This is a genomic window from Micromonospora sp. NPDC005553, from assembly GCF_042871765.1.
GTDB lineage: Bacteria > Actinomycetota > Actinomycetes > Mycobacteriales > Micromonosporaceae > Micromonospora.
Map to the genome: position 1 here is coordinate 207,824 of NZ_JBIAJD010000008.1, position 24,845 is coordinate 232,668.

Sequence of the window (24,845 nt, forward strand, 5' to 3'; positions counted from 1 at the left end):
TTGGCACAGCTATCACGACTATCCGTGTTCGTACCGGTTTTTGGGAACGCTTCCATGCGCACCATCACGCATACGGCAGAGCGTCGTACGCTTGACGGCACGCCAGCCAGTGAACTTCACTTTTGCCATAACCGACGCGAATACACCCCCGGAGTCGCCGCCGTGTCGACCACCCCCTCCCCCGGCCCCACCGCCCTCCCCGCGCCCCTGTCGGCGGGGGAACCGGACGCGGCGACGCTGGCAAGCACGGCCGAGCAGACAGCGGGCGCGTTGCTCGCCCCGGCGGCCCCCCACCGGCTGGCCGACGTCGTGCCCGCCCCCCAGCAGGTCCAGCCGGACCCGACCGCCGACTGGACCCTCCCAGCCGAAGCCGTCATCGTGTCCAGCGCCGACCCCGCCGCGTTGGCGGTCGCCGAGCAGCTCGCCCAACTCCTGCGTCCGGCCACCGGCTACCCGCTGCCGGTCACCGACGCCACGACGCCGGAGCCCGCCGGTGGCATCGCGCTGGTGCTCGACGGCAGCGCCGACCTCGGCGCGGAGGGCTACCGCCTCGACATCGCCACCGACGGGGTGAACGTCACCGCCTCCACCGCCGCCGGCCTCTTCCACGGCATACAGACGCTGCGCCAACTGTTGCCAGCGGCGATCGAGAGCTCCACCCCGGTCACCGAACGCTGGGTGCTGCCCGGCGGGACCATCACCGACGCACCCCGGTTCCCCTACCGGGGTGCGATGCTCGACGTAGCGCGGCACTTCTTCGCCGTCGAGGACGTGCTGCGGGTGGTCGACCACCTGGCCCGCTACAAGCTCAACCACCTGCACCTGCACCTCACCGACGACCAGGGCTGGCGGATCGCCGTCGACTCCTGGCCGAAGCTGACCAGCATCGGCGGGACGACCGAGGTCGGCGGCGGCCCCGGCGGGCACTACACGAAGGCCGACTACGCGCGGATCGTCTCCTACGCGGCAGCCCGCCACATCACCGTCGTCCCGGAGATCGACCTGCCGGGGCACACCAACTCGGCGCTGGTCGCGTACCCGGAACTGGCACCGGACAAGATCGCACCGCCGCCGTACACCGGCACCGAGGTCGGCTTCAGCTACGTCGACCCGGCCGACGAGCGCACGTACGACTTCGTCGCCGACGTGCTGGGCGAGGTGGCCGCGCTCACCCCCGGCCCCTGGCTGCACATCGGGGGCGACGAGGCGTTCAAGGTCAAGGGCGAGGTCTACACCGGTTTCGTCGAGCGGGTCCAGCGCATCGTGGCCGACCTCGGCAAGACCGTCGTCGGCTGGCACCAGCTCGCGCCAGCCGCCCACCTCGACGGGCGGGTCCTGCAGTGGTGGGGCACGAACGGCGAGGACCCCACCACCGTCGACGCCGTACGCCGGGGCGCCCGGCTGATCGTCTCCCCCGGCAACCACGCCTACCTGGATATGAAGTACGCCCCGGACACCCCGATCGGGCACGACTGGGCCGGCCTCATCGACGTGCGAAAGGCGTACGACTGGGACCCGGGCACGCACGTCGCCGGCGTACCCACCGAGGCGGTTCTCGGTGTGGAGGCCCCGCTCTGGACCGAGTCGGTCATTTCGCTGGCCGACATCGAGCTGTTGCTCCTGCCCCGCCTCCCGGCCATCGCCGAGTTGGGCTGGTCACCCCGGGCAAGCCACGACTGGGCCGACTTCCGCGACCGCCTGGCCGGCCAGGGCCCGCGCTGGACGACGGCCGGGATCACCTTCCACCGCGCGCCCGAGATCCACTGGCCAACCACCCCGATCATCCCCACCCAACCCAACCCGGCGGTCCCGAGCCAGGACAACACGACCCGAGAGGGTGCCAACCGGATATAGGCCCGCGATTCCGGTGGTCGCTTTCAGATCGCCGATATCGCGGCATCCTTCAGCCAGGACGCCCCACATCGCCGACCCGGCGTAGGTCGCTAGACGCCGGATGTCCGATATCAGGCTCAACGTCCCGTGGCCGGGGCCACCCGGATGGCGGAATCGTCGGCCTGGCGGGGTCGTTATACCTGGCACGGCACCGCGACTGTCGGTCGTCGGTGCAGGGCAGCCGCCGGGAACACCGGCCGGGCCGCCCCAGTTACATCCCCCGCACAGCGCAGCAGCGCCGGCAAGGAACCCGGCGGAATGATCCGCCGCCCCGCACCGTTGTGCTCTGTCCCGACGCCGGCCCCACGAGCCGCCGGGACGACAACACTGCGTATCTCCCGCGCGGATTGCTGTCCCCTGTCACGCCGCGCGGCACCCCCGATGAAGCAGAGGAGCACGCCATCATGCGTACCGATCTGATTCGTAAGACCGCTCTGACCGCCGCTGGCCTCGCGTTCACCGGTGGCGCCATCGTCGGACCCGTCACCACCGCGTTCGCCGCCCCGAACACCGGCAAGCCGGCGTCGCAGGCGCAGACCGACCGCAAGGGCCACGGCGAGCGGGAGCTCGGCGTGCGCTACGAAGCCCAGCCGAACTTCTACTACTGCGGCCCCGCCGCCGCCCGCAACGCCCTGTCCGTGCAGGGCAAGGACATCAGCGTGGACGCCATGGCCAAGGAGATGGGCACCACCGAGGCCGGCACCAACTCCATCAACGACATCACCCCGGTGCTGAACAAGGAGACCGGCAAGAACGACGCCTACCACTCCGTCGAGATCAGCACGCCCAAGGCCGACGAGAAGCAGACCGACAAGCTTCGCGCCGACGTCGTCAAGACCGTCGACGACGGCCGGGCCGTGGTCGCCAACATCGCCGGCACCACCACCGACACCGACGGTGGTATCCACTCCTTCGAGGGTGGGCACTACATCAGCGTCGTCGGCTACCGCGACAACGGCAACATCGTCAAGATCGCCGACTCCGCCGACCCGAACACCGCCTCGTACGAGGTCACCATCGAGCACCTCGCGGACTGGATCGCCACCCGCGGCTACGCCACCAGCTGAGCACCACCCAACTCGGAAGGGCCGGACCCCACCACGGGGTCCGGCCCTTCCGCATGTCCGCGCTCCGCGCCCCGCGCAAGATCCCCGATGTTGCTGCCTCCGACACGCCGGAGACACCAGCATCCCTGATGTTGAGCGGATCTCGGCGACGAAGTACCCGGCGCGGGGTCCGTTGTCTGCGTCACGGGCCCTTTGGAGCTGATGTCGTAGACGAATCAGCGTCACCAGGGCAGCCGCGAAGCAACGTCGCAATGGGACCTACCGGGCAACCCGGTGGCGGCAACCGCAGGGCAACTCGCCACGGCAACCGCAGGGCAACACGGTGACGGCAAGGCGGTGGAGGCACCGCAGGGCAACAACGGTGGCGGCCGCAGGGCAGTGCGAGTCAGTGGCACCGCCGAACAGCGCACGGCCGAGCCCAGGTCATGACTCGTTTACGACATCAGCTCGATAGCGTGCCGCACCCCCAACGTCCGCCCCCTGCTCCCGGCCGGAACCGGGCCGGGAACCTGCGAAGTAGGTCCGACAGCGACGACCCCACGAGGGTCGGAGACTCAGCCGCCCGAGTCGTCCATCTCGGCGCCCTCGGGGACGGTGTCGTCGTCCCGGCTGGCCAGCCAGCCCTCCGGCAGGAAGACCTTGCCGGGCGAGTTGGTACGCCCACGCGGCTGCCCGAGGGCGGTCATCGGGAACGGCTCCGCCGGGTCGAGCTTGCCGAGCAGGTCGTCGAGCTGGGCCAGGCTTTCGATCATCGCCAGCGAGCGCCGCAGCTCGCCGCCGACGGGGAAGCCCTTGAGGTACCAGGCGACGTGCTTGCGGAAGTCGGTGCAGCCGTCCCGTTCACCTCGGGCCGGGTTGCGGGCACCGGCAGTGAACTGGTCGACCAGCAGCTCGGCGTGCCGGCGCATGGTCACGGCCACCTCGCCGAGGGTGGGTAGCCGCCGCTCCGGCCGACCGTTGAAGGCGGCCTCCAGGTCGGCGAAGAGCCACGGCCGGCCCAGGCAGCCGCGCCCGATGACCACGCCGTCGACGCCGGTGTGGGCCACCATGCGCAGAGCGTCGTCAGCTTCCCAGATGTCGCCGTTGCCGAGCACCGGCACGTCGAGGGCCTGCTTCAGGGTGGCGATCGCGTCCCAGTCGGCGGTGCCCGAGTAGCGCTGCGAGGCCGTGCGCCCGTGCAGGGCCACCGCTGCCACGCCGGCCTCCTGGGCGGCGAGCCCGGCTTCGACGTACGTCAGGTGGTCGTCGTCGATGCCCTTGCGCATCTTGACAGTGACCGGCACGCCGGACGGTGCCGCGGCGGCCACCGCGTCCCGCACGAGTCGCGCGAAGAGCCGCCGCCGCCACGGCAGCGCCGCGCCGCCGCCGCGCCGGGTGACCTTCGGGACCGGGCAGCCGAAGTTGAGGTCGATGTGATCGGCCAGGTTGCGCTCGACGACGATCCGCACGGCGGCGGCGGTGATCTCCGGATCGGTGCCGTAGAGCTGGAGACTGCGGGGCTTCTCGTCGTCGCCGAACGCGATCATGCGCAGCGTCTTCGGGTTGCGCTCGACAAGCGCCCGAGTGGTGATCATCTCGCAGACGTAGATGCCGCCGCCCTGCTCGCGACAGAGCCGACGGAACCCGATGTTGGTGATCCCAGCCATCGGCGCGAGCACGACCGGCGGCCACACCTGGTGCTGGCCGAGAGTCAGCGGGCGCAGCGCGGGCACGGTCGAGGCAGTCACCGGACAAGTGTACGGGGCCCCGACCGGCGCTCATGGCGTCGGCCGAGGCCCCGTGCGCAGAGTCTCAGCAGCCCGGAAGACGCTCGATCAGGTAGCGCTCGACCTGGTCCAGGGAGACGCGCTCCTGGGCCATGGTGTCCCGGTTGCGCACCGTCACAGCGTTGTCGTCCAGGGTGTCGAAGTCGACGGTGACGCAGAACGGGGTGCCGATCTCGTCCTGCCGCCGGTAGCGACGCCCGATCGCCTGCGAGTCGTCGAACTCCACCACCCAGCGCTTGCGCAGCAGGGTCGCGAGATCCTTGGCCTTGGGCGACAGCGCCTCGTTGCGCGACAGTGGCAGCACCGCCACCTTGACCGGGGCGAGCCTTGGGTCGAACCGCATCACGGTGCGCTTGTCCACGCCGCCCTTGGTGTTCGGCGCCTCGTCCTCGTCGTACGCCTCCAGCAGGAAGGCGAGCACCGCGCGGGTCAGACCCGCGGCCGGCTCGATGACGTACGGCATCCAGCGCTCACTCTTGCTCTGGTCGAAGTACGACAGGTCGACGCCGGAGTGCTTGCTGTGCGTGGAGAGGTCGAAGTCGGTGCGGTTGGCGACACCCTCAAGCTCGGCGAACTCGGTGCCACCGAACTGGAAGCGGTACTCGATGTCCACGGTCCGCTTCGAGTAGTGCGACAGCTTCTCCTTGGGGTGCTCGAACAGGCGCAGATTGTCCGCCGAGAGGCCGAGGTCGAGGTACCAGTTCCAGCGCTCCTGGAGCCAGTACTCGTGCCACTGCTCGTCGGTGCCCGGCTCGACGAAGAACTCCATCTCCATCTGCTCGAACTCGCGGGTCCGGAAGATGAAGTTGCCCGGGGTGATCTCGTTGCGGAACGACTTGCCGGTCTGCGCGATGCCGAACGGGGGCTTCTTGCGGGCGACCGTCTCGACGTTCTTGTAGTTGACGAAGATGCCCTGCGCGGTCTCCGGGCGCAGGTAGTGCAGCCCTTCGTCGCTCTCCACCGGGCCCAGGTAGGTCTTCATCAGGCCGTTGAACATCTTCGGCTCGGTGAAGGTGCCCTTGTTGCCGCAGTTGGGGCAGTTCAGCTCGGCCAGCGAGGTGAGCGGCTTGCCGTGCTTCTCGGCGTACGCCTCTTCCAGGTGGTCAGCCCGGAACCGCTTGTGACAGAACTGGCACTCGGTCAGCGGGTCGACGAACTCGGCGATGTGGCCGGACGCCTCCCACACCTTGCGGGACAGGATCACCGCGGAGTCCAGGCCGACGACGTCGTCGCGCTGCTGGACCATCGTCTTCCACCACTGCCGGCGGACGTTCTCCTTGAGCTCCACGCCGAGCGGACCGTAGTCCCACGCCGATCGGGTGCCTCCGTAGATCTCACTGGAGGGGAAGACGAAGCCTCGGCGCTTGGCGAGGCTGACGACGGCGTCGATACGGTCGGCTGGCATGTTTCCTCCTACGCCGGCTGGCGGTCGGCGGGGGCGAGATGTGGATGGAACGGTCGGTTCGGGACAACGGTACGACCACCGTCGCCCCAAGCCCAGCAGAATACCGGGGACGGGTCAGCTGACCTCGCAGACCTCCACGCCGCCGGTCTGCCCGTCCTGCCCGAGGCTGACCTGTTGGCGCTCCCGGTCGCCGCCGTCGAGGGTCACGTCGACCGGCACGGTCAGGTAGGTGGTGTCCACCTCGCCCACGCGGAACGCTGTCACCTGCGGTTCGGCGGCGGCGCGCCGTTCGAACTCCGGCCGGGACTCACGCCGCTGCGCGTCGTCGCAGAGCTGGTCGTACGCCCGCCCGTAGTTCCGCTCGACGAGCGCCTGGTAGTAGTCGCCGGTCACGGTGCGGGCCTGTTCCCGAATGGCCTGGACTCCGCTGACGGCCAGGCCGACGACGGCGGTGCCACCGCCGCCGCAGCAGAGCACCACGGCGAGCGCGCCGACGCCGAGGCCGATCCAGAGCCGAGCCCGGCGGCCCTCGGTGGGCGGCGCGGCAAACGGCGGAGCCACCCCGGGACCGGGTGGCGGGGCGGGTGCGGTCATAGGAGCAGCGTAGTGTCCGGCGGCTCAGCGGTAAGGACCCGCAGCCCGATCACTCTCGGCGACGACCACGGCCCCGCCGGGGGCGGCGGTGGCCAGCGCCTCGTACGCGGAGGGCTCGTCGACGGACTCGGCGAGCAGCGGCACGGCGCTGACCTTGACCTCGAAGGCGCCCAGCGCCCGCCGGTACGTGCCGACCGACTCCCATTCGGTGACCAGTGACCAGTGCCGGGGGTCGTCCAACGCCCGGACCAGTTGGCCGCGCAGGTAGCCGGGCCGGGCGGCCAGCGCGGTGAGGGCGGCGTGCGCCCGTTCGGTGAAGCCGTCGGCGGCATCGACGTCGACCACGAACCGGTTGGTCACCAGCACCGGGGGTTCCTCCTCGTAGAGTCTGTGGGATGCAGCGTACGCAGCGCCCTCTGCTCGCCCGGTTGGCCGGGGCGAACCCGACGTCGGTGTTCCTGCTCACCCTGGTGGTGGTGCTGGTGGCGTTCTTCACGCCCGGGGTGATCGGCGGGCTGCTCACGCTCGCGCTCGCCGGGGTCCTGATCGCCCTGTTGGCGACGACCTGGGCGGTTCAGGCGCCGCAGACCCGGCTGATCCGGCTGGTGATGCTCACCCTGCTGGTGGCAGTGGGCCTCGCGAAGCTCCTCTGACATGCAATCATGCGTTTTTGACAATCATTATCGTTACCACGGACAGTTGACGACATGACCAACCGCGCCACGTACCGTGTCCTGGCCGCCGCGACCGCTCTCCTCGCCCTGGGCGCCGGAGCCGGCTGCTCCACCGGCGGCGCCGCCGGGGCCGACCCCCAGCGAGTCGACGTGGTGGCCGCGTTCTACCCCCTCCAGTTCCTGGCCGAACGGATCGGCGGCGACGCGGTCCGGGTCACCAACCTGGCCAAGCCCGGCGCCGAGCCGCACGACCTGGAGCTCAACCCGAGCCAGGTCGGAGAGGTCAGCGACGCGGAGCTGATCGTCTACCTCAAGGGGTTCCAGCCGGCCGTGGACGACGCCGTGGCCCAGAACGGCGGCGACCGGGCGTTCGACGTGACGAGCGTGCAGCCGCTGTTGGACGCGTCCGCCGGCGGGCACGACCACGAGGGCGAAGAGGGGCACGCCGAGGAGAGCGGCGGCAAGGACCCACACGTCTGGCTCGACCCGACCCGGCTGGCCGGCATCGGCGACCAGCTCGCCCAGCGCCTCGGCAAGGCCGACCCGGACCACGCCGCCGACTACACCGCCCGGGCGACTGCCCTGCGCGCCGACCTGACGACACTGGACGGCGAGTTCAAGCAGGGTCTGGCGACCTGCCAGCGGCGGGAGATCGTGACCAGCCACGCCGCGTTCGGGTACCTCGCCGACCGCTACCAGCTCGACCAGGTCGGCATAACCGGGCTGAGCCCGGACGTCGAGCCCTCGCCGCAGCGCCTCGCGCACGTGATCGAGGAGGCCAAGGAGCACCAGGCCACCACGATCTTCTTCGAGACCCTGGTCAGCCCCAAGGTGGCCGAGACCATCGCCGGTCAGGTCGGCGCGAAGACCGCCGTGCTCGACCCGATCGAAGGGCTCGCCGCCGGCAGCAACGGGGACTACCTTTCGGTGATGCGCACCAACCTGCGGACCCTGCAGACGGCCTTGAGCTGCTCGTGACCTCACCTGTCATCACCGTCGAGCACGGGGTGGTCGGCTACGACGGTCGCCCCGTGCTCCGGGACATCTCGCTCACCGTGACCGCCGGCGAGGTGGTCGCGATCCTCGGCGCCAACGGCTCGGGCAAGTCCACCCTGATCCGCGCCGTGCTCGGGCTGGTGCCGATCAGCGCTGGCTCGGTCACCCTCTTCGACCGGCCGTTGCGCCGGTTCCGGCAGTGGGCACGCATCGGGTACGTCCCGCAACGCCTGGGCGCCGGCGGCGGCGTACCGGCGACCGTCCGGGAGGTGGTGGCCTCCGGCCGGCTGGCCCGTCGGGGGGTGCTTCGTCCGCCGGGTCGAGCCGACCGGGCCGCCGTCGACGCGGCGCTGGGCGCGGTCGGGCTCGCCGACCGGGCCGGTGACCCGGTGTCCACGCTCTCCGGCGGCCAGCAGCAGCGCACCCTGATCGCCCGCGCCCTGGCCGGCCAGCCGGAGCTGCTGGTGCTCGACGAGCCCACCGCCGGGGTGGACGCGGCCAGCCAGGAGGCCTTCGCCGGCGCGCTGCGCGACTTCGTCGCCGACGGCGGAACGGTGCTGCTCGTCGCCCACGAGCTGGGCCCGCTGCGACCGGTGATCAGCCGGGCCGTCGTCGTCCACGAGGGTCGCATCGCCCACGACGGCGCGGTGCCCGACCCGGCCGGCCATCACGCGGAGCCCGACCACGACCACGTGCACCCGCACTGCTACGACGAGCCCGCCGGGCTGTGGAGCAACTGACCCATGGAACTCTTCCAGTACCCCTACATGCAGCGCGCCCTGATCGGCGCGCTGGTGATCGGCTTGGCCGCGCCGGCGCTCGGCATCTACCTGGTGCAGCGCCGGCTGGCGTTGATCGGCGATGGTGTGGGGCACGTGGCGCTGACCGGCGTCGGCGCGGGGTTGCTGCTCAACCGCTCCCCGGTGCTGGTCGCGGTGATCGCCGCCACCATCGGCGCGATCGCCATCGAGATCGTCCGGGCCCGTGGGCGTACCTCCGGTGATCTGGCTCTGGCTCTGCTCTTCTACGGCGGCATCGCGGGCGGCGTACTCCTGGTCGGCCTTTCCGACGCGACCAGCGCGAACCTCAACGCCTACCTGTTCGGGTCGCTGACCACCATCTCGCCCGCCGACCTGACGACCATCGCGGTGCTCGGCGCGGCGATCCTGGTCACGATGATCGCGCTGCGGCCGGCGCTCTTCGCGGTCAGTCACGACGAGGAGTACGCCCGGGTCTCCGGCCTGCCGGTCCGCACGCTGAACCTGCTGATCGCGGTCGCCACAGCGGTCACCGTGACCATCGCCATGCGGGCCGTCGGCGTGCTGCTGATCAGCGCGTTGATGGTGGTGCCGGTTGCCACCGCCCAGCAGGTCACCCGGGGTTTCCGCAGCACGATGGCCGCCGCGATGGCGCTCGGGCTCTTCGCCGCCGGCTCGGGTGTCTGGGTGGCGGCCACAGCGGACACCGCGCCGGGCGCCTCGGTGGTGCTGGTGGCGATCGCCTCGTTCCTGGTGGTGGCCGTGGCCGGCGCTGTCTGGCGGGTCGTGCGCCGCCGGACGACGCCAACCGCCGCGCCGACACCGGAACCTCACGAGGTCGTGCTGAGCTGAGCCTGGTCAGCGCGAGCTCAGTGGTATTGGTTACCGTTGCGGGATGACCAGCGCGACGGGCTACGACGGGTTCGACGGGGCCAGCGAGCTGCTCCGCGCCCTGTCCGCTCCCATTCGCCTGGCCATCGTCAGTGAGCTGGCCGGCGGCGAGCGGTGCGTGCACGAGTTGGTGGAGAAGCTCGGCGCGGCGCAACCACTGGTCTCCCAGCACCTGCGGGTGTTGCGCGGAGCGGGCGTGGTGCGCGGCTCCCGCCGAGGCCGGGAGATCGCCTACAGCCTGGTCGACGAGCACGTCGCGCACATCGTGGCGGACGCGGTCAGCCACGCCGGGGAGGGATCATGAGCGAGAGCAGCGCCGCCGTGCGCAACACCCGGCAGCGTTCGGCGGTGAGCGCGCTGCTGGGCGAGATGGAGGGCTTCCACAGCGCCCAGGACCTGCATGCGATGCTGCGGCAGCGCGGCGAGCGGGTCGGCCTGACCACCGTCTACCGCACCCTCCAGGGGCTCGCCGACGCCGGTGAGATCGATGTGATGCGTCCGCCGGGCGGCGAGCACCTGTACCGCCGGTGCAGCGAGGGGCACCACCACCACCTGGTCTGCCGGGTGTGCGGGCGTACGGTCGAGGTGGCCGGGCCGGCCGTGGAGAGCTGGGCCGACCGGGTCGCCGCGCAGCACGGCTACGCCGACGTCAGCCACACCCTGGAAATCTTCGGCACCTGCCCGACCTGCCCGCGCTGACCACCGGCCCGGTCGATCGCGATCCGGGCTCACTTCACGGGTGCCCCGCGAAGGCCGTTCGTGACACGCTGTCCGGCGTGAAGATCTATGCCGATCGGTTCCCGACCGCCGCCCGTCAGCTGCTCACCGACCTGCTCGTCGTCGCCTGGGTGTACGTGGCGATCCGCGGCGCGCTGTGGCTGCACGATCTGGTGCAGAAGCTCGCCGTACCCGGACAGAAGCTGGAGGGCGCGGGCAGCGGCCTCGCCGACAACCTCGCCGAAGCCGGCGGGAAGGTCGGCCGGGTGCCACTGGTCGGCGACGAGCTGACCGCTCCGTTCCGGCAGGCCGCCGACGCGGCCCGAGGGCTGGCCGACGCCGGCCGCGACCAGCAGCACCTGGTCGATCAGCTCGCCCTCGCCCTCGCCGTCGCGGTGCTGATCTTCCCGCTCGGCATCGTGCTCTTCGGTTGGTTGCCGCTGCGGCTGCGCTGGATGCGCCGAGCCGGGTCGGCCGCGAAGCTGGCCGCCGGTCCGGCCGGTCGGGACCTGCTCGCCCTGCGCGCCCTGGCCACCCAGCCGCTGGGCCAACTGACCCGGATCGGCCCGGACGTCGCTGAGGCGTGGCGGCGCGGCGACGACGCGACAGTCGACGCCCTGGCCGCTCTGGAGCTGCGCCAACTCGGTCTACGCAGCCGGGGCCGCTAAAGTCGTCGGGTGTTCTACTTCCTCGTCGTCATCGCCGTCCTGCTGCTCGGCTACGCCGCTGTCCTGGTCTCCTTCCTGCGCCGGGGCAAGAAGATTCCACCTGCGGCGTACCTGGCCCTGGCCGGGCTCAACGGTCTGATCCTGGCGGGGGTGCTGGCCTGGGCGGTCGCCCGCTGACCGAAGCCGCCGACCCGCACGGCGACCAACCCCTGCCGACCCGCACGGCGGCCAACCCCTGCCGACCCGCACCCCGGCCAACCCCTGCCGACCCACGCGGCGGCGAGGCCGTGCAGCGGGGTTTACGGCTTTGGCGGGATGCGGCGGCGGACATCCTCGGAGGTGGACGGACCGGGCGACCAGCGGGCCACCCAGGGCAGCTCCTCGGACGGGGTGAGCACGCCCTCCTCCAGGCTCGCGTAGCGGCCGGCGAGGATGCGCTTCGCGGCAGCGGTGTCGACCGAGTCGGTGTTGTCCCAGAGGCCGGCGAACAGGGCGTCCACCCGCACCCGCGCCTGCCGGCAGAACAGGTCGGCCAGCTCGACGTTCTCCGGGCGGGTGTCCCGTTCGGCGGAGGCCCTGACGCAGACCGCGGACATCGCGAACAACTCGGCGCCGATGTCCACCACCCGGCCGAGGAACGCCTGCTTACGCTCCATCTTTCCCTGCCAGCGGGACATCGCGTAGAACGTCGACCGGGCCAGCTTGCGCGACGAACGCTCCACCTGACGCAGGTGCGCGGCGAGCGGGCCGAACTCGGCATACGCCGAAGGGCTCTGCCCCCGACCGACGGCGAGCGTGGGCAGCCACTTCGCGTAGAAGGCGCCCGCTCGCGCGCCGGCTCGGGCCTTGCGGCCAAGCCCCGCGTCCGGGTCGATGATGTCGCCGGCCACCGACAGGTGGGCGTCGACCGCCTCCCGCGCGATCAGCAGGTGCATGATCTCGGTGGAACCCTCGAAGATCCGGTTGATCCGCAGGTCGCGCAGCATCTGCTCGACGGCGGCCGGACGTTCGCCGCGGGCGGCCAGTGAGTCGGCCGTCTCGTAGCCGCGCCCGCCCCGGATCTGGATCAGCTCGTCGGCGATCTTCCAGGCCATCTCGCTGGCGTACAGCTTGACCAGTGCCGCCTCGATCCGGATGTCGTTGCGGTCGTCGTCGGCGAGCAGGCAGCAGAGGTCGAGCATCGTCTCCATGCCGTACGTGGTGGCGGCGATGAACGAGAGTTTCTGCGCGACCGCCTCGTGCTCGCCCACCGGCCGTCCCCACTGGACCCGGTCGGCGGCCCACCCTCGGGCCACGTTCAACGCCCACTTGCCGGCACCCACGCACATGGCCGGCAGTGAGAGCCGGCCGGTGTTCAGAGTGGTCAGGGCGATCTTCAGCCCCTTGCCCTCTCCGCCGATGACGTTCTCGGCGGGGACGATCACGTCATGGAACCGGGTCAGGCTGTTCTCCAGCCCGCGCAGGCCGATGAACTCGTTGCGCCGCTCGACGGTGATGCCGGGGCTGTCGCCGTCCACCACGAACGCGGTGATGCCGCCCCGACGTCCCTGCGTGGCCGGCACCCGGGCCATCACCACCAGCAGGGTGGCCACGATGCCGTTGGTGGCCCAGAGCTTCACCCCGTTGAGCCGGTAGCCGGTGCCGTCCTCGGTCGGCTCCGCGATGGTGGCCAGCCGGGCCGGGTCGGAGCCGACGTCCGGCTCGGTGAGCAGGAACGCGGACACCTCACCGGCGGCGAGCCGGGGCAGGAAGCGTTGCTTCTGCTCGGGGGTGCCGAACATCTTCAGCGGCTGCGGCACCCCGATCGACTGGTGCGCCGAGAGCAGCGCGCCGATGGCCGGGCTGACCGAGCCGGCCAGCATGAGCGCTCGGCAGTAGTGCAGGTTGCTCAGCCCGAGCCCGCCGTACTTCCGGTCGATCTTCATGCCGAACGCGCCGAGGTCGGCCAGGCCGTGGAACACCGAGTCGGGTATGGACGCGTCCCGCTCGATGGCCTCACCATCCACCTCGGAGGTCAGGAAGGCGCGGAACCGGCCAAGGAACTCCTCCGCGCGAGCCACGTCGTCCGGGTCGGATCGGGGCCACGGGTCGATCAGGTCGAGCCGGAACCGGCCGAGGAACAGCTCCTTGCCGAAGCTGGGCCGGTCCCAGGTGGATTCGCGGGCGGCCTCGGCGACTTGCCGGGCTTCCTTCTCGGTGACCTGCCCGGCTTCGGCGGGCAGCGGCGCGGCGGCACCGGCCGTGGATTCGGAGTCGGGGCCGTCCGGTGCCGGTCGGCCGTTCTGCGTCGTGGTCACGGCTGCCCCCTCGAAGCTCGATGCGGCTACCGTCACGCTACCCCCGGTTGTTACCCAGGGGTAGCGCTGCGTGAAGATCGACGCGGTCAGCGTTCCTCGATGGTGTCCGGGTCGTCGTCATCGTCGTCGATGTCGTCCTCACCCCAGCTGCGCCGGGCGAACGGCAGCACCATCCAGAAGGTGAGGAACCAGAGCCCGGTCAGGGCGCTGAGCAGGAAGGCGATCGGCCGGTCCAGCACGAAGTCGGTGATCAGCAGGACCGCGCTGACCATTGCGATCAGCATGAAGGCGAGGCCGCCGGTCGCCATCCGGTGCGCGAAACGGACCAGTTCCGGTTTGCGCCCCTGCCGGAACAGCGCCCGGTGGAACGCCACCGGCGAGATGATCATCGCGGTGGCGGCGGCCGCCGCGAGCAACGCCACGATGTAGACGTCGCGCTGGAACTCGCTGGTCTCGTTGAACCCGTTACTGAACGGCAGGGTGAGCAGGAAGGCGAAGAGGATCTGCACGCCGGTCTGGGCGACCCGCAACTCCTGCAGCAGGTCGGCGAAGTTGCGCTGCCAGCGCTGCTTCTCGGTCTCCTTCGACACGCGCTACCTCCGGTGAGACGCTACTGCCGGCGGTCCCGCCCGCCGGCAGCAACGCCAATGCCCCACCCGGCCGAGCGCGAAACAAGTTCACGACACCTGCCGTTCATCTCGGCGACGCGCGTCGGCCGCCCGGCGGCGTCAGGACCCGCGTCGGATCCGGCCCGCGTACCGCGCTTCCAGCTCGTTGTTGTGCGCGTCGCCGTCCGGGATGTTCGCCGACAGGTAGACCGGGGGTCGCTCCCCCGCCGCCAGCAACCGCGCCACCACCTCCACTGTCACCTGCTGCGCCAGCAACGCCGCGGTGATCGAGGAGACCGCGCCGACCGCGCCACCGCCCGGCAGGGGCAGCGTCGCGTCGCCGTACGGCGCACCGTTGTCGAGCACCACGTCGGCGAGGTCGCTCAGCTTGCGCCCGGACGGGTGCCGGGAGGCCATCCGGCCGGAGTGCCGCGCCGAGGTGATCGCCACCAGCCCGTGACCGTGTTCCTTCACCAGCGTGGCGAACTCCACCATCGCGCCGTTGACGCCGGAGTTCGAGGCGAGCACGAAGACATCGGTGGGGCGCACCGGGGCCAGCTCGTAGAGGCGGTGCGCGACGGCCGGGTCCCGTTCCAGCAGCGGGCCCAGCCGGTCGGCCGGCTCGCCGCCGAGCAGCACCAGGTCGCGTAGCGCGATCCGGTTGGTAGGCACCAGACCACCCGCCCGTCCGGCGATCTCCATGGCGAGGGCCTCCGAGTGCCCGGTGCCGAACGCGTGCACCACACCGTCGGCTCGGACGGCCTCGGCGATCAGGTCGGCGGCCCGCCCCACCGCCTCCCGCTGACTGGCGGCCACCCGGCCGATCGTCTCGGTCACCACGGCCAGGTAGTCCTCGGCACTCACCGTCATACGTCCTCCGTCGTTCGATTGCGGGCCAGCAGCCCGTTGGTGTCCACTGCTGCTCAGGCCGTCCCGCCGGCTCGGGCCAGGATCGCCTCGGCGAGCGGGGCCGGTGCCGCGTCCGGGATCCAGTGACTCACCCCGGGCAGCTGCACGAAGCGGTAGTCGCCGGTGACGTTCTGCGCGCACACCTCGGCGGCGGTCCGGCCGATGGCGACGTCCCGGTCACTCCAGACGTACGTGGTGGGCACCGCGACCGGGCCGACGCCGGCCAGGTCGGCGCGGGACATCGCCCGGTACCAGTTCAGCGCGGCCGTCAGCGCACCCGGCTCACGCATCGGGTCGGCGTACCGGTTCACCCGGGACGTGTCGCCCACCCCGCCGAGCATCTTGCGCAGCGCGGTGGCGTGCCACGCCAGCAGGACCTTCTCCGCTTTTTCGGGCTTGCGGAACAGGGCGATGTACGACGAGCGGGCCTTCTGTTGGGCGTCGTTGCTCAGGGCGTGCGCCATGGCCGCCGGATGGGGTACGGACACGGCGGTCAGCGTGTGGACCCGCTCGGGGTGCCCGGCGGCAACCGCCCAGGCCACTATCGCGCCCCAGTCGTGGCCGACCAGGTGCACGGCGTCCAGCCCGAGCGCGTCGAGCACCGCCACCACGTCGGTGACGAGTTCGGGAATCCGGTAGTCGGCCACCACCGTGGGCCGGGCACCGGGTGAGTAACCGCGCTGGTCCAGCGCGTACGTGCGCAGCCCGCCCGCGTGCAGCGCCGGCACCACGTCGTCCCACTCGCCGCTGTGCTGGGGGAAACCGTGCAGCAGCAGGACGGGTACGCCGTCCGTCGGACCGCCGACGGTCACCTCGAACGTGAAGCCTCGCGCATCAACCCGCATGATCGGAAGCGTACCCAGACGGCGGTCGGCCGCTCGCTCCCGCAGGTCAGGCGGATGCCCTGCTGGGCCCGCGCCCCTGGTCGGTGTTAGCGTCAGCGAGACAACTTCATATCCGACAGGGGAGCGCACAGCGCTGAGAGTGCGGGCACGCCCGCAGACCCTCGAACCTGATCTGGGTAATGCCAGCGCAGGGAGTTCGGTCGACCTCCAGCCGCGCCGCAGTCCGGTGCCACCGGACGCGGCGTGCGTCTTCTCCTGGTTCGCACTCACGAACTGGGAGCAACACATGACATCCACCACTGACACACACCGTTGGCGCACCATCGACATCGTGGTCGCCTCGGTGATCGCGGTCGCCTTCGGCGTCATCTTCTGGGCCTGGGGCCTGGTCTGGAGCGCCACCGAGGGCGCGTTCGCCTTCTTCCCGCCGGCGCAAACGCTGCTCTACGGCGTCTGGCTGATGCCGGCGGTGATCGGTGGGCTGGTCATCCGCAAGCCCGGCGCCGCGCTCTACTGCGAGACCGTGGCCGCGGTCCTGTCCGCGCTGCTGGGCAGCCAGTGGGCCGGCACTGTCATTCCGCAGGGCATCGTGCAGGGCATCGGCGCCGAGCTGGCCTTCGCCGCCTTCCGGTACCGGTCGTTCCGCCTGCCGACCGCGGTGTTCGCGGGCGCGCTGACCGGCCTCAGCGCCGCGCTGTTCGACTTCTTCGTCTGGAACGTCGACTACGCGCTGACCGACTACCGCATCCCGTACGCGCTGCTCACCATCGTCAGCGCCACAGTGATCGCCGGCCTGGGCGGTTGGCTGCTGACGAACGCCCTGGCCAACACCGGCGTCCTGGACCGCTTCCCGGCAGGCCGGAACCGAGCCCTGATCTAACCCCCACCAACTCGCGTCGATCATGAGGTTGACGGGCGGATGGATCTCCACAACCACCGTCAACCTCATGATCGACCGTGCAGGGTGAGGTGGGGCGGGGCGCGGCTGGGAGGGGGTCGTTTGGTGGGCGGGGTACTGCTGCGGGGGTTCGGGTGGCGGCACGCTGGGCGGCGGGCCTGGGCTCTGCGCGGGGTTGATCTGCGGGTTGAGGCTGGGGAACGGGTTCTGCTTCTTGGGCCGTCCGGGGCTGGCAAGAGCACACTGCTCAGCGCTCTGGCGGGGCTGCTCCCGGAGGACTCCGGCGAGCAGGAGGGCACCGTCGAGATCGACGGGCTCGACCCCCGCAAGGGGCGGGAACGGGTCGGCATCGTCTTCCAGGACCCGGAGACCCAACTGGTCATGGCACGCTGCGGCGACGACGTCGCGTTCGGGCTGGAGAACCGGGGAGTACCGGCCGACGAGATCTGGCCCCGGGTGGACGAGGCGCTGCGCCGGGTCGGCTTCCCGTACTCCCGGGACCGCCACACCGCCGCGCTCTCCGGCGGTGAGCAGCAACGGCTCGCCCTGGCCGGCGCGCTGGCCCTGCGCCCCGCCCTGCTGCTGCTCGACGAGCCGACGGCCAACCTCGACCCGACCGGGGCCGAACTGGTCCGGCACGCGGTGGCCGGCGCGCTGGACGCCGACACCACGCTGATCCTGGTCGAGCACCGGGTCGCCGAGGCACTGCCGCTTGTCGACCGGGTGGTCGTCCTGGAACCGGGTGGCGGCGTCCGCGCGGACGGCCCGCCCGAGGCGGTCTTCGCCGCCCACGGCGCCGCCCTGGCCGCCGAGGGGGTCTGGGTGCCCGGTCACCCCATCGCGCCCCGACCGGCCACCGCCAGCCCCGGGGAGCTGTTGCTCACCGCCGACCGGCTCGGCCTGCCGCCCCGGCTGGGCCCCACCGACCTGGCGGTACGCGCCGGTGAAGCACTCGCCGTACGCGGACCGAACGGTGCCGGCAAGTCCACCCTGGCGTTGCTGCTCGGCGGTCTGCTCAGGCCGGGCAACGGGCAGGTCACCGCGACCGCCGAGTTGGCCGGCGCGGACCACCGCACTCCCCCGCACCGGTGGCGGGCACCCGCGCTGGCCCGACGCATCGGGTCGGTCTTCCAGGACCCGGAGCACCAGTTCGTCACCAGCACCGTCTTCGACGAGCTGGCGCTGGGCCCGCGCCGCACCGGTCAACCCGAGGCTGCCGTCAAGGCAACCGTAGCCGGGCTGCTGGAACGGCTACGGCTGGCCCGACTCGCCGCCGCCAACCCGTACACCCTCTCCGGTGGCGAGGCGCGGCGGCTGAGCGTGGCGACCGCCCTCGCCACCGCGCCACGCCTGCTGATCTGCGACGAACCCACCTTCGGTCAGGACCGGCGGACCTGGCGGGAGCTGGTCGACCTCTTCGCCGACCTGCGCGACGCCGGGCACGCCGTGGTCACCGTCACCCACGACGCGGACTTCGTCACCGCGCTCGCCGACCGCACCGTCACCCTGCACCGAACCCCGGACGACCACCGATGATCAGCATCGAGCCGGTCGCCGCGCCGGACGCCCCGTTGGCCCGCCGCAACCCGGTGGCGAAGGTCGCCGCCGCACTCGTCTTCTCGTTCACCCTGCTGGCGACCCTGGACCCGGTGGCCCCGGCAATCGCCATCGCCCTCGAACTGGCCGTCCTGCCGCTGTTCGGCATCCGCTACCGGGTGCTGGCCCGGCGGGCCTGGCCACTGCTGCTCAGTGCCGCCGGCATCCTGGTCACCCTCGTGCTGTTCGCCGCCGACCGGTCCGGCCGGGTCCTGCTGGACGTGGGACCGGTGCTGGTGAGCACCGGCGTCCTGCTCACCGCGCTCGGCCTGGTACTGCGGGTGTTCGCGGTGGCCCTGCCCGGTGTGATCGTCTTCGCGACCACCGACCCCACCGACCTGGCCGACGCGTTGATCCAGAACGCGAAGGCACCGGCCCGGTTCGCCATCGGTGCGTTGGCCGCGTTCCGACTGGTACCGCTGCTCGGTCAGGAGTGGCAGATGATCAGCATGGCTCGACGCGCCCGGGGCGTCGACGCGGGACGCAATCCGGTGGCGAAGCTGCGACTCTTCGCCTCCACCGCGTTCGCGCTGCTGGTCGGGGCCATCCGCCGAGGCACCCGACTGGCGGTGGCGATGGACGCCCGCGGATTCGACGCCGGCACCCCGCGTACGGTCGCCCGGCGGCAGCGCTTCACGGCGGCCGACGGGCTGCTGGTCGCCGGTGCAGCGGCGCTGGCCGGGGCGGCGCTGACGGTCAGCGTGCTGCTCGGCACGTTCCGCCCGCTGCTCGGCTGAGGGCGGCTACGCAGTCACCTGTTCGCGTTCCTGCCGTGATCGGGACTCCCGACGTTCCGCTGGCCGCAGCAGATTGACCCGGACGCCTCCCGCGAACGCGACTGGAGCAGCACATGGGACACGGACCGGCACCCCGCGATGACCACGACCAGACGGCCGTCACCGACGGACTCCCGGCGCTGGACCGCTCCGCCCCGGTCGCCGAGCACTGCCGCGCGTACGGGTCGGGCTGCTACGCCTGGGCGCTGAACCGGTGATCGTCGGGCTGAGCCTGGGCCACCGGACCGTACGGGAGGCCGAGCACTGGCTGGCCGAGCACGTACCCCCGCTCGACCTGCCCGACCTGGTGGCCTGCACCCACCTGTCCTGGGCACCGCATCCACACGTGGCCCTGAGCCTGGGCAGCGACCTGTCCGACGACCGGCTGGCCGGGCTGCCGGCGAGCCCCGCCGAGCTGAGACAGGCCGCCGACCATGCGGCCATGGAGCACGCCACCCGCCGTTCGGGTCGGGCGGTGCGCTATCCCGGGGTCGACCGTCTGGTCGGGACGCTGACCGTCGCCGAGCTGCTCGACGCCAGCGCCATCCAGCGGTGATCGTGTTGGGCGCGCCGCCGGCCGGACGGGAGACCGTGGTGCACACCCGGGACTTCGTCCGGCCGCAGTGGCAGGCCGGCGAGCTGATGCTGGTGGCCACGCCGTACCGGGCCGCCGGCATCGCCCCGTGCGAGGTGCCGGACCCGACGCCCTGCCGCGCCGGGCAGCACTGACCGGACGTTCAGTCGAGCTGCCGGATCTCGACGTCGCGGAAGGCCACCTCGTACGGCGGCTCTGCGGGCTCGTCCCGGGCCGGGTCGCGGAAGATGCCGAGCACCACCCGGCCCGGCACCGGGGCGCCGTCCCGGGCCGCGCCGATCTCCACACCTTCCCGGAGGAACCGCAACTGCCCGCCCCTGGCGACGATGCCCACCTGGATCGTCCGGCCCAGTGCCAGCTGCCCAGCCGGGTAGGGGAAGGTGCCCGCCGGGGTGACCGCGTTCGGGCTGTCCACTCCGTGCGCCACGAGGTGATATCCGTCCGGGCAGACCCGCAGCGCGTGCCCACCCGTCAGGTCGGTGAAGCGGAACCAGATGCCGGCGCAACTGCCGGGCCGCCGCAACGCCACGTCCACCTCGACCTGAAAGTCGGCGAAGGACTGCTGCGGCCCCAGGCAGCGGTACGGACCCTCGGACCGTTTCGTCACCACGTACGCCCCGTCGAACGCGCAGCTGACCCGGTTCTTCTCGTCGGTGCGGGTCCGCCAGTAGTTGGTGACGGTGAGCGGATCCCGGATCACCACCGACGGCAGTGCCGGCGTCGCGCCGGACGGCTCGACGGACGGCTCGACGGACGGCGTCGGGGCGAGGCCGAGCGGCTCGCCCGGGCCTCCCCGCAGCACCCCGGTCAGCACGCCGACGCCGGCCAGCGCGGCGACCAGCGCCAGGGCGGAGAGCACCGTGGCGGCGACGAACGGCCACCGCCGGGGAGTCGGTGCGGGCGGGCTCATCGCGGGCGCGGAGGTCGCGGGCGGGGGCGCGGAGGCGGGTAGGGCGTCCGCCGGCCTCGCGACGGAGGTCGGCCTCGGCGTCGGGGTGGCGGACGAGACACCCCACCGGGTGGTGGCGTCGTCGTCCGCAGGCGGCGTGGCAGGGGCACCGGACGCGACCACGGACCCGTGGGTGGTGTGCCGCCGACCGGCGAGCTCGGTCTCGAGGAGGGGACGCTGGTCGGTCGCCGCCTGCGCCTGCTCGACGGCGGCGAGCAGCGCGGACCGGTCGGCCGTCACTTCGGCGGAGCCGGTCTCCGGCCGCGGAGCGACCGTCAGCAACCGGTCCAGCAACTCCCGCGCACCGGGCCGGCTCGCCGGATCCTTCGCCAGCGCCTGCTCCACCAGTGTGCGCAACGGGCCGGTCAACCCGTCCAGGCCCGGCTCCTGGGTGAGGATACGCACCGCGGTGGCCTGCGGCGTGTCCGCTGCGAACGGGGTCCGACCCGTACCGGCGAACGCGACGACCGCGCCCCAGGCGAACACGTCGGCCGCGGCGGTCAGCGTCCCACTGCCGGCCGGCTCGAACCGCTCCGGCGCCATGTACGCGACCGTCCCGACCACCTGGTCGGTCCGGGTGACGGCGCTGCCCTCAACCGCCCGGGCGATGCCAAAGTCGATCACCTTCGGGCTGCCCGGCGGCAGCAGCACATTGCTCGGCTTGAGGTCGCGGTGGATCACGCCGGCACCATGGATGGCGGTCAGCGCCGTCGCCACGCTGATCGCCAGGCCGTGCAGGTTGCCAGCGGTCAGCGGCCCCCGCTCCGCCACGACGGCAGCCAGGCTCGGTCCGTCGACGTATTCGACGACGAGGTAGGGCGGCTCATGATCGGGGTCCGCGTCGAGCACCTCGGCGGTGCAGAAGGGCGGAACCTGCCGGGCCCGCTTCACCTCGCCCCGGAAGCGCCGCCGGAACTCGGCGTCGTCGGAGCGGTCGGTGCGGATCACCTTGACCGCCACCCGTCGGCCACCCGGCTGCTCCGCCAGAAAGACGGTGCCCATCCCACCTTCGCCGAGCCGGCCGAGAAGCCGGCACGTCCCGAGGTGCCGGGGATCGCCAGGGCGCAGCGGCTGGAAGTCTTCGGTGGTATCGCCCGTCATCCCGTCCCACTTCCGTGCCTCACGCCCGGTCCGCGCCGGGAGCCGGCACAGTATCGCACCCGTCCCGCTCCTCCCGGGACCGCGGCGGAACCAACCACTGCCCATCGGCGGCGTCCACCGACCTTCCACCCTGGACGGTGAGGTGCGCCCCGTCGGAGGCGACGTCGCGGCCGGCAATCCGTAGGGCCCCCGTCGGCGCCTCCCCGCCAGTGTCCACGGCCACCCCCTGCCGGACCAGCGCGCGAACCGCCGCGTTGGCCCGCCGGGCCCCGCCGCCGGAACCGACCGACTCCACCACCAGTGGCACCCCCGCGCCCGCCGCGAGCTGGGCGGCCACCCGCAGCGCGGCCGGCCCGTCGGCGCCGTCCGCGGCGACCGCCACGGCGGGCCAGGGGCGGGCCGGCAACCGGTGCGCCGTGACCCACACCGCGTCGGGCACGTCCACGTCGGCGGGCTGGGTGGACAGCACCACGGCCGGCTGCGCCGTCGCCACCTCGCCCGCCAGCTCACCTCGGGGGTCGGTCGCATACCGCACCAGCACCGGCGCGCCGAGACCCGCGCTGCGGACCGACTCGGCCAACCGGGCCAGCTCCCCCATCGCGGCGGTCATCCCCGCCAGCTCCGTGTGCAGGCCCGCACCGACCTCCACGGCGGCTACCGGGTACGGCAGCAGGCGGTTCAGCACCACCTCGGCGGGTCTTCGGGATCCGGCCAGGTCGACCGCGAGCGCGGTCAGTTCGGCCGCCCGCTCACCCTCCGGCACGACCACCAGCACCCGGTGGGTGTCGGGCCCACCGAGCGCGGCCCGCTGTGCCTGGGCGATGTCCCGGTCCACCAGGCGACGGGGATAGATCACATTGAGCAGTGGCCCGGCCATCACGGTGGTGACCAGCGCCATGACCACCATCAGCGAGAACAACTCAGGGTTGAGGATGCCGAGCTGCAGACCCACGGTGAGGATGACGATCTCGGTGAGGCCACGGGTGTTCATCAGGGCCGCGAGCGCCCCCGCCGGCCGTCGGGCGACCCGCTGCGAGCGGGCGCCGAGGTACGCGCCGACGAACTTGCCGCCGATCGCCGTGACGAGGATGAGGGCGAGGTCCACCACACCGGAGAGACCGATCCGGGACAGGTCGACCTGGAGCCCGGCGATCACGAAGAAGACCGGGAGCAGAAGCAGCACGGAGACCTGCTCCAGGCGCTCCAGGATCTCCTCCCGCAGCGCCGAACCGTCCACCCGCGGCATGATCGCGCCGAAGACGAAGGCACCGAAGATGGCGTGCAGGCCGAGCAGCTCCGTGGTGTAGCAGGACAGCAGCAGGCCGACCAGGATGAAACCGAGCACGTCCGGGGTGAGTCGGCCGGCACGTGCCCGGACGACCGTCAACCGGCGCAGCATCGGCCGCACCCAGCCGAACATCACCAGCAGGTACGGTGCCACGAGCAGCACCTGCCACGGGAATCCGGCCTCCGCACCGCCCACCGCGACGACCCCGGCCAGCAGGCACCAGGCGACCACGTCGTCGACGGCGGCGCTCGCAAGCGCCAGCCCGCCCAACTCCGTCCGGACCATCCTCCGATCGGCGAGGATCCGCGCCAGCACCGGAAAGGCGGTGACCGCCATCGCGGCGCCGAGGAACAACGCGAACGGCACCACCCGGTCGACGTCGTGCCGCCCCGCCAACCACCCGGCCAGACCGACGCCGAGGCCAAGTGGCACGACGATCGATCCCAGCGAGACCGCGGCCGCCGCCCGCAGCCGGCCCCGCACCAGGGACTGGTCCAGCTCGTAGCCGATGATGAACATGAACAGCACGAGACCGACGTTCGCGAGCCCGGACAGGGCGGGCCGGATCTCGGTGGGGAACAGCCGCCCGCTCAGCTCGGCACCGAAGATGGTCGGACCGAGCAGCACACCGGCCACGATCTCGCCCACCACCGGCGGCTGCCCGAGGCGCTTCGCCGCCGCCCCGAGCAGGCGGGCGAGCGCAATCACGACGGCCAGGGCGAGCAGGAGTTGGCCCACCGCGTGCGCGGTCACGCCTCGTTCTCCGCGGCGATCCCGTCGAGCCGGGCCGCGACCTGCGCCGCGGTGGGACGGTCGCCCGCGGGCGCCAGGCAGTCCGCCACCAGCCCGCGCAGCGCGTCCGGCAGGTCGGGGTCGACGCGGGGCGGCCGCGCGAGCACCGCCCGCAGGGCGAGCAGCGCGTTTCCCGGGGGCAACTCGCCGTGGACGCCGCTGCCGGCGAGCACCCGGTGCACGGTCGCGCCGAGGGACCAGACGTCACCGTCGGGTCCGGCGGGGTCGCCGAGGAGCACCGCCGGGTCGACGTACTCGACCGAGTCGGCCGACCCCATCCCGGTGATGGTGGCGCCCTCGGTGAAGATCTGCGAGAGGCCGAGGTCGGCCAGCCGACCGCCACCGTCGCGCAGGAGCACGTTCCCCGGCTTGATGTCGCGATGCGCGATGCCCGCAGCGTGCAGGGCCGACAGCGCCCGGGCCGCGTCGGCGAGCGCCCGCAGCGCGGTCGACCGGTCGACCGGTACGGCGGGCTGGGCTAGCGAGCCGTCCGGCAGGTATTCGGTCGAGTAGTAGAAGAAGCCGTCGTGCTGACCTGCGTCGTACAGGTCGACCAGGTACGGGGACCTGACCGCGGCGAACGCGGCGAGCTCTCGGGTCGCCCGCCGGAACGCCGTCTCCTCGGACTCGGCGTGCAGCACCTTGACGGCGACCAGGTCGGCCGGGATCGGGAGCCGGGCCGGCCGGTTCGCCAGGTAGAAGGTCCCGTGGTTACCTGAGCCGAGCGGGCGGATGAAGGTGTAGTCGGCGATGCCGCGCACG

General features: G+C 72.0%; 27 protein-coding genes and 1 riboswitch. Of the genes, 16 read left to right on the plus strand and 11 right to left on the minus strand.

Annotation, left to right across the window (positions count from 1 at the left end):
• Positions 1-54 precede the first annotated feature (54 nt).
• Together ACFYPG_RS29555 and ACFYPG_RS29560 are read left to right on the plus strand one after the other, a co-directional pair.
• On the plus strand, positions 55-1,854 hold the full coding sequence (locus tag ACFYPG_RS29555; protein ID WP_387354550.1) for a beta-N-acetylhexosaminidase: 1,800 nt from the start codon (positions 55-57) through the stop codon (positions 1,852-1,854).
• Positions 1,855-2,297: 443 nt separating this feature from the next.
• On the plus strand, positions 2,298-2,960 hold the full coding sequence (locus tag ACFYPG_RS29560; protein WP_355009244.1) for a C39 family peptidase: 663 nt from the start codon (positions 2,298-2,300) through the stop codon (positions 2,958-2,960).
• Between the two features lie 554 nt (positions 2,961-3,514).
• Here the strand turns inward: ACFYPG_RS29560 and dusB are convergent.
• The 4 genes from dusB to ACFYPG_RS29580 form a co-directional block, all read right to left on the minus strand.
• Positions 3,515-4,687 carry a tRNA dihydrouridine synthase DusB gene (gene dusB / locus ACFYPG_RS29565; protein ID WP_355009245.1) on the minus strand — a complete coding sequence of 391 codons (1,173 nt, stop codon included), beginning with the start codon at positions 4,685-4,687 and terminating at the stop codon, positions 3,515-3,517.
• A 64-nt stretch (positions 4,688-4,751) separates the two neighbouring features.
• The gene (locus ACFYPG_RS29570) at positions 4,752-6,131 is read right to left on the minus strand and encodes a glycine--tRNA ligase (RefSeq protein ID WP_091409675.1); all 1,380 of its coding nucleotides are present in this window, start codon (positions 6,129-6,131) and stop codon (positions 4,752-4,754) included.
• Positions 6,132-6,245: 114 nt separating this feature from the next.
• A complete protein-coding gene (locus ACFYPG_RS29575; protein ID WP_355580273.1) occupies positions 6,246-6,725 on the minus strand; it encodes a hypothetical protein in 480 nt (159 codons plus the stop codon).
• A 24-nt stretch (positions 6,726-6,749) separates the two neighbouring features.
• Entirely contained in the window at positions 6,750-7,091 is a 342-nt protein-coding gene (locus tag ACFYPG_RS29580) for an antibiotic biosynthesis monooxygenase (RefSeq protein WP_112589142.1), read from the minus strand.
• 29 nt (positions 7,092-7,120) lie between these two features.
• Between ACFYPG_RS29580 and ACFYPG_RS29585 the strand changes: the two genes are divergently transcribed.
• The 8 genes from ACFYPG_RS29585 (at position 7,121) to ACFYPG_RS29620 (ending at position 11,606) form a co-directional block, all read left to right on the plus strand.
• Positions 7,121-7,378 (plus strand): hypothetical protein, encoded by a 258-nt coding sequence (locus tag ACFYPG_RS29585; RefSeq protein WP_355009246.1) that lies wholly within the window; start codon positions 7,121-7,123, stop codon positions 7,376-7,378.
• 54 nt (positions 7,379-7,432) lie between these two features.
• Positions 7,433-8,377, plus strand: a complete 945-nt coding sequence (locus tag ACFYPG_RS29590) for a metal ABC transporter substrate-binding protein (protein WP_355009247.1) — start codon at positions 7,433-7,435, stop codon at positions 8,375-8,377.
• Positions 8,374-9,135 (plus strand): metal ABC transporter ATP-binding protein, encoded by a 762-nt coding sequence (locus tag ACFYPG_RS29595; RefSeq protein ID WP_387354551.1) that lies wholly within the window; start codon positions 8,374-8,376, stop codon positions 9,133-9,135. Before ACFYPG_RS29590 ends, ACFYPG_RS29595 begins: the two co-directional genes overlap by 4 nt.
• A 3-nt stretch (positions 9,136-9,138) precedes the next feature.
• Entirely contained in the window at positions 9,139-10,005 is an 867-nt protein-coding gene (locus tag ACFYPG_RS29600) for a metal ABC transporter permease (protein ID WP_238670367.1), read from the plus strand.
• A 43-nt stretch (positions 10,006-10,048) separates the two neighbouring features.
• A complete protein-coding gene (locus ACFYPG_RS29605) occupies positions 10,049-10,348 on the plus strand; it encodes a metalloregulator ArsR/SmtB family transcription factor (protein ID WP_030338189.1) in 300 nt (99 codons plus the stop codon).
• Positions 10,345-10,743, plus strand: a complete 399-nt coding sequence (locus tag ACFYPG_RS29610; protein WP_091409697.1) for a Fur family transcriptional regulator — start codon at positions 10,345-10,347, stop codon at positions 10,741-10,743. Before ACFYPG_RS29605 ends, ACFYPG_RS29610 begins: the two co-directional genes overlap by 4 nt.
• A gap of 77 nt (positions 10,744-10,820) precedes the next feature.
• The gene (locus ACFYPG_RS29615; RefSeq protein ID WP_387354552.1) at positions 10,821-11,429 is read left to right on the plus strand and encodes a hypothetical protein; all 609 of its coding nucleotides are present in this window, start codon (positions 10,821-10,823) and stop codon (positions 11,427-11,429) included.
• A gap of 9 nt (positions 11,430-11,438) precedes the next feature.
• Positions 11,439-11,606: a hypothetical protein gene (locus ACFYPG_RS29620; protein ID WP_355009250.1), complete on the plus strand. Its 168-nt coding sequence runs from the start codon at positions 11,439-11,441 to the stop codon at positions 11,604-11,606.
• 122 nt (positions 11,607-11,728) lie between these two features.
• Here ACFYPG_RS29620 and ACFYPG_RS29625 read toward each other — a convergent pair whose 3' ends face one another.
• From ACFYPG_RS29625 to ACFYPG_RS29640, 4 genes are all read right to left on the minus strand, one after another.
• Complete coding sequence (locus ACFYPG_RS29625; protein WP_387354553.1) at positions 11,729-13,726, minus strand: acyl-CoA dehydrogenase family protein; 1,998 nt, start codon at positions 13,724-13,726, stop codon at positions 11,729-11,731.
• 86 nt (positions 13,727-13,812) lie between these two features.
• A complete protein-coding gene (locus tag ACFYPG_RS29630; RefSeq protein ID WP_387354554.1) occupies positions 13,813-14,316 on the minus strand; it encodes a DUF6328 family protein in 504 nt (167 codons plus the stop codon).
• A gap of 138 nt (positions 14,317-14,454) precedes the next feature.
• Positions 14,455-15,204 (minus strand): sugar isomerase domain-containing protein, encoded by a 750-nt coding sequence (locus tag ACFYPG_RS29635; protein ID WP_091409712.1) that lies wholly within the window; start codon positions 15,202-15,204, stop codon positions 14,455-14,457.
• A 53-nt stretch (positions 15,205-15,257) separates the two neighbouring features.
• Entirely contained in the window at positions 15,258-16,088 is an 831-nt protein-coding gene (locus tag ACFYPG_RS29640; protein WP_387354555.1) for an alpha/beta fold hydrolase, read from the minus strand.
• 107 nt (positions 16,089-16,195) lie between these two features.
• Positions 16,196-16,300, plus strand: a riboswitch (TPP riboswitch).
• Positions 16,301-16,374: 74 nt separating this feature from the next.
• Between ACFYPG_RS29640 and ACFYPG_RS29645 the strand changes: the two genes are divergently transcribed.
• From ACFYPG_RS29645 to ACFYPG_RS29670, 6 genes are all read left to right on the plus strand, one after another.
• Entirely contained in the window at positions 16,375-16,968 is a 594-nt protein-coding gene (locus ACFYPG_RS29645; RefSeq protein ID WP_210786970.1) for an ECF transporter S component, read from the plus strand.
• A 123-nt stretch (positions 16,969-17,091) separates the two neighbouring features.
• On the plus strand, positions 17,092-18,522 hold the full coding sequence (locus tag ACFYPG_RS29650) for an ABC transporter ATP-binding protein (protein WP_355009255.1): 1,431 nt from the start codon (positions 17,092-17,094) through the stop codon (positions 18,520-18,522).
• Positions 18,519-19,319 (plus strand): energy-coupling factor transporter transmembrane component T, encoded by an 801-nt coding sequence (locus ACFYPG_RS29655; protein WP_355009256.1) that lies wholly within the window; start codon positions 18,519-18,521, stop codon positions 19,317-19,319. Before ACFYPG_RS29650 ends, ACFYPG_RS29655 begins: the two co-directional genes overlap by 4 nt.
• 113 nt (positions 19,320-19,432) lie before the next feature.
• Positions 19,433-19,576: a hypothetical protein gene (locus ACFYPG_RS29660; protein WP_387354556.1), complete on the plus strand. Its 144-nt coding sequence runs from the start codon at positions 19,433-19,435 to the stop codon at positions 19,574-19,576.
• Entirely contained in the window at positions 19,573-19,914 is a 342-nt protein-coding gene (locus ACFYPG_RS29665; protein WP_355009258.1) for a hypothetical protein, read from the plus strand. Before ACFYPG_RS29660 ends, ACFYPG_RS29665 begins: the two co-directional genes overlap by 4 nt.
• Positions 19,911-20,087, plus strand: a complete 177-nt coding sequence (locus tag ACFYPG_RS29670) for a hypothetical protein (protein ID WP_387354557.1) — start codon at positions 19,911-19,913, stop codon at positions 20,085-20,087. The genes ACFYPG_RS29665 and ACFYPG_RS29670 overlap by 4 nt, the downstream gene beginning before the upstream one ends.
• A gap of 8 nt (positions 20,088-20,095) precedes the next feature.
• Here the strand turns inward: ACFYPG_RS29670 and ACFYPG_RS29675 are convergent, their stop codons facing one another.
• From ACFYPG_RS29675 to ACFYPG_RS29685, 3 genes are read right to left on the minus strand one after another with little or no spacing between them, the layout of a single operon-like run.
• Positions 20,096-22,003 (minus strand): serine/threonine-protein kinase, encoded by a 1,908-nt coding sequence (locus ACFYPG_RS29675; protein ID WP_355009260.1) that lies wholly within the window; start codon positions 22,001-22,003, stop codon positions 20,096-20,098.
• A gap of 19 nt (positions 22,004-22,022) precedes the next feature.
• Positions 22,023-24,044, minus strand: a complete 2,022-nt coding sequence (locus ACFYPG_RS29680; protein WP_387354558.1) for a cation:proton antiporter — start codon at positions 24,042-24,044, stop codon at positions 22,023-22,025.
• Complete coding sequence (locus ACFYPG_RS29685) at positions 24,041-24,844, minus strand: protein kinase (RefSeq protein ID WP_355009262.1); 804 nt, start codon at positions 24,842-24,844, stop codon at positions 24,041-24,043. The genes ACFYPG_RS29680 and ACFYPG_RS29685 overlap by 4 nt, the downstream gene beginning before the upstream one ends.
• Between the last annotated feature and the right edge of the window lies 1 nt (position 24,845).

Coding starts and splice junctions, on each gene's coding strand:
- ACFYPG_RS29555 (WP_387354550.1), top strand. CDS start 55: ATGCGCACCATCACGCATACGGCAGAGCGTCGTACGCTTGACGGCACG.
- ACFYPG_RS29560 (WP_355009244.1), top strand. CDS start 2,298: ATGCGTACCGATCTGATTCGTAAGACCGCTCTGACCGCCGCTGGCCTC.
- ACFYPG_RS29570 (WP_091409675.1), bottom strand. CDS start 6,131: ATGCCAGCCGACCGTATCGACGCCGTCGTCAGCCTCGCCAAGCGCCGA.
- ACFYPG_RS29575 (WP_355580273.1), bottom strand. CDS start 6,725: ATGACCGCACCCGCCCCGCCACCCGGTCCCGGGGTGGCTCCGCCGTTT.
- ACFYPG_RS29585 (WP_355009246.1), top strand. CDS start 7,121: ATGCAGCGTACGCAGCGCCCTCTGCTCGCCCGGTTGGCCGGGGCGAAC.
- ACFYPG_RS29590 (WP_355009247.1), top strand. CDS start 7,433: ATGACCAACCGCGCCACGTACCGTGTCCTGGCCGCCGCGACCGCTCTC.
- ACFYPG_RS29600 (WP_238670367.1), top strand. CDS start 9,139: ATGGAACTCTTCCAGTACCCCTACATGCAGCGCGCCCTGATCGGCGCG.
- ACFYPG_RS29605 (WP_030338189.1), top strand. CDS start 10,049: ATGACCAGCGCGACGGGCTACGACGGGTTCGACGGGGCCAGCGAGCTG.
- ACFYPG_RS29610 (WP_091409697.1), top strand. CDS start 10,345: ATGAGCGAGAGCAGCGCCGCCGTGCGCAACACCCGGCAGCGTTCGGCG.
- ACFYPG_RS29635 (WP_091409712.1), bottom strand. CDS start 15,204: ATGACGGTGAGTGCCGAGGACTACCTGGCCGTGGTGACCGAGACGATC.
- ACFYPG_RS29640 (WP_387354555.1), bottom strand. CDS start 16,088: ATGCGGGTTGATGCGCGAGGCTTCACGTTCGAGGTGACCGTCGGCGGT.
- ACFYPG_RS29645 (WP_210786970.1), top strand. CDS start 16,375: ATGACATCCACCACTGACACACACCGTTGGCGCACCATCGACATCGTG.
- ACFYPG_RS29655 (WP_355009256.1), top strand. CDS start 18,519: ATGATCAGCATCGAGCCGGTCGCCGCGCCGGACGCCCCGTTGGCCCGC.
- ACFYPG_RS29660 (WP_387354556.1), top strand. CDS start 19,433: ATGGGACACGGACCGGCACCCCGCGATGACCACGACCAGACGGCCGTC.
- ACFYPG_RS29675 (WP_355009260.1), bottom strand. CDS start 22,003: ATGACGGGCGATACCACCGAAGACTTCCAGCCGCTGCGCCCTGGCGAT.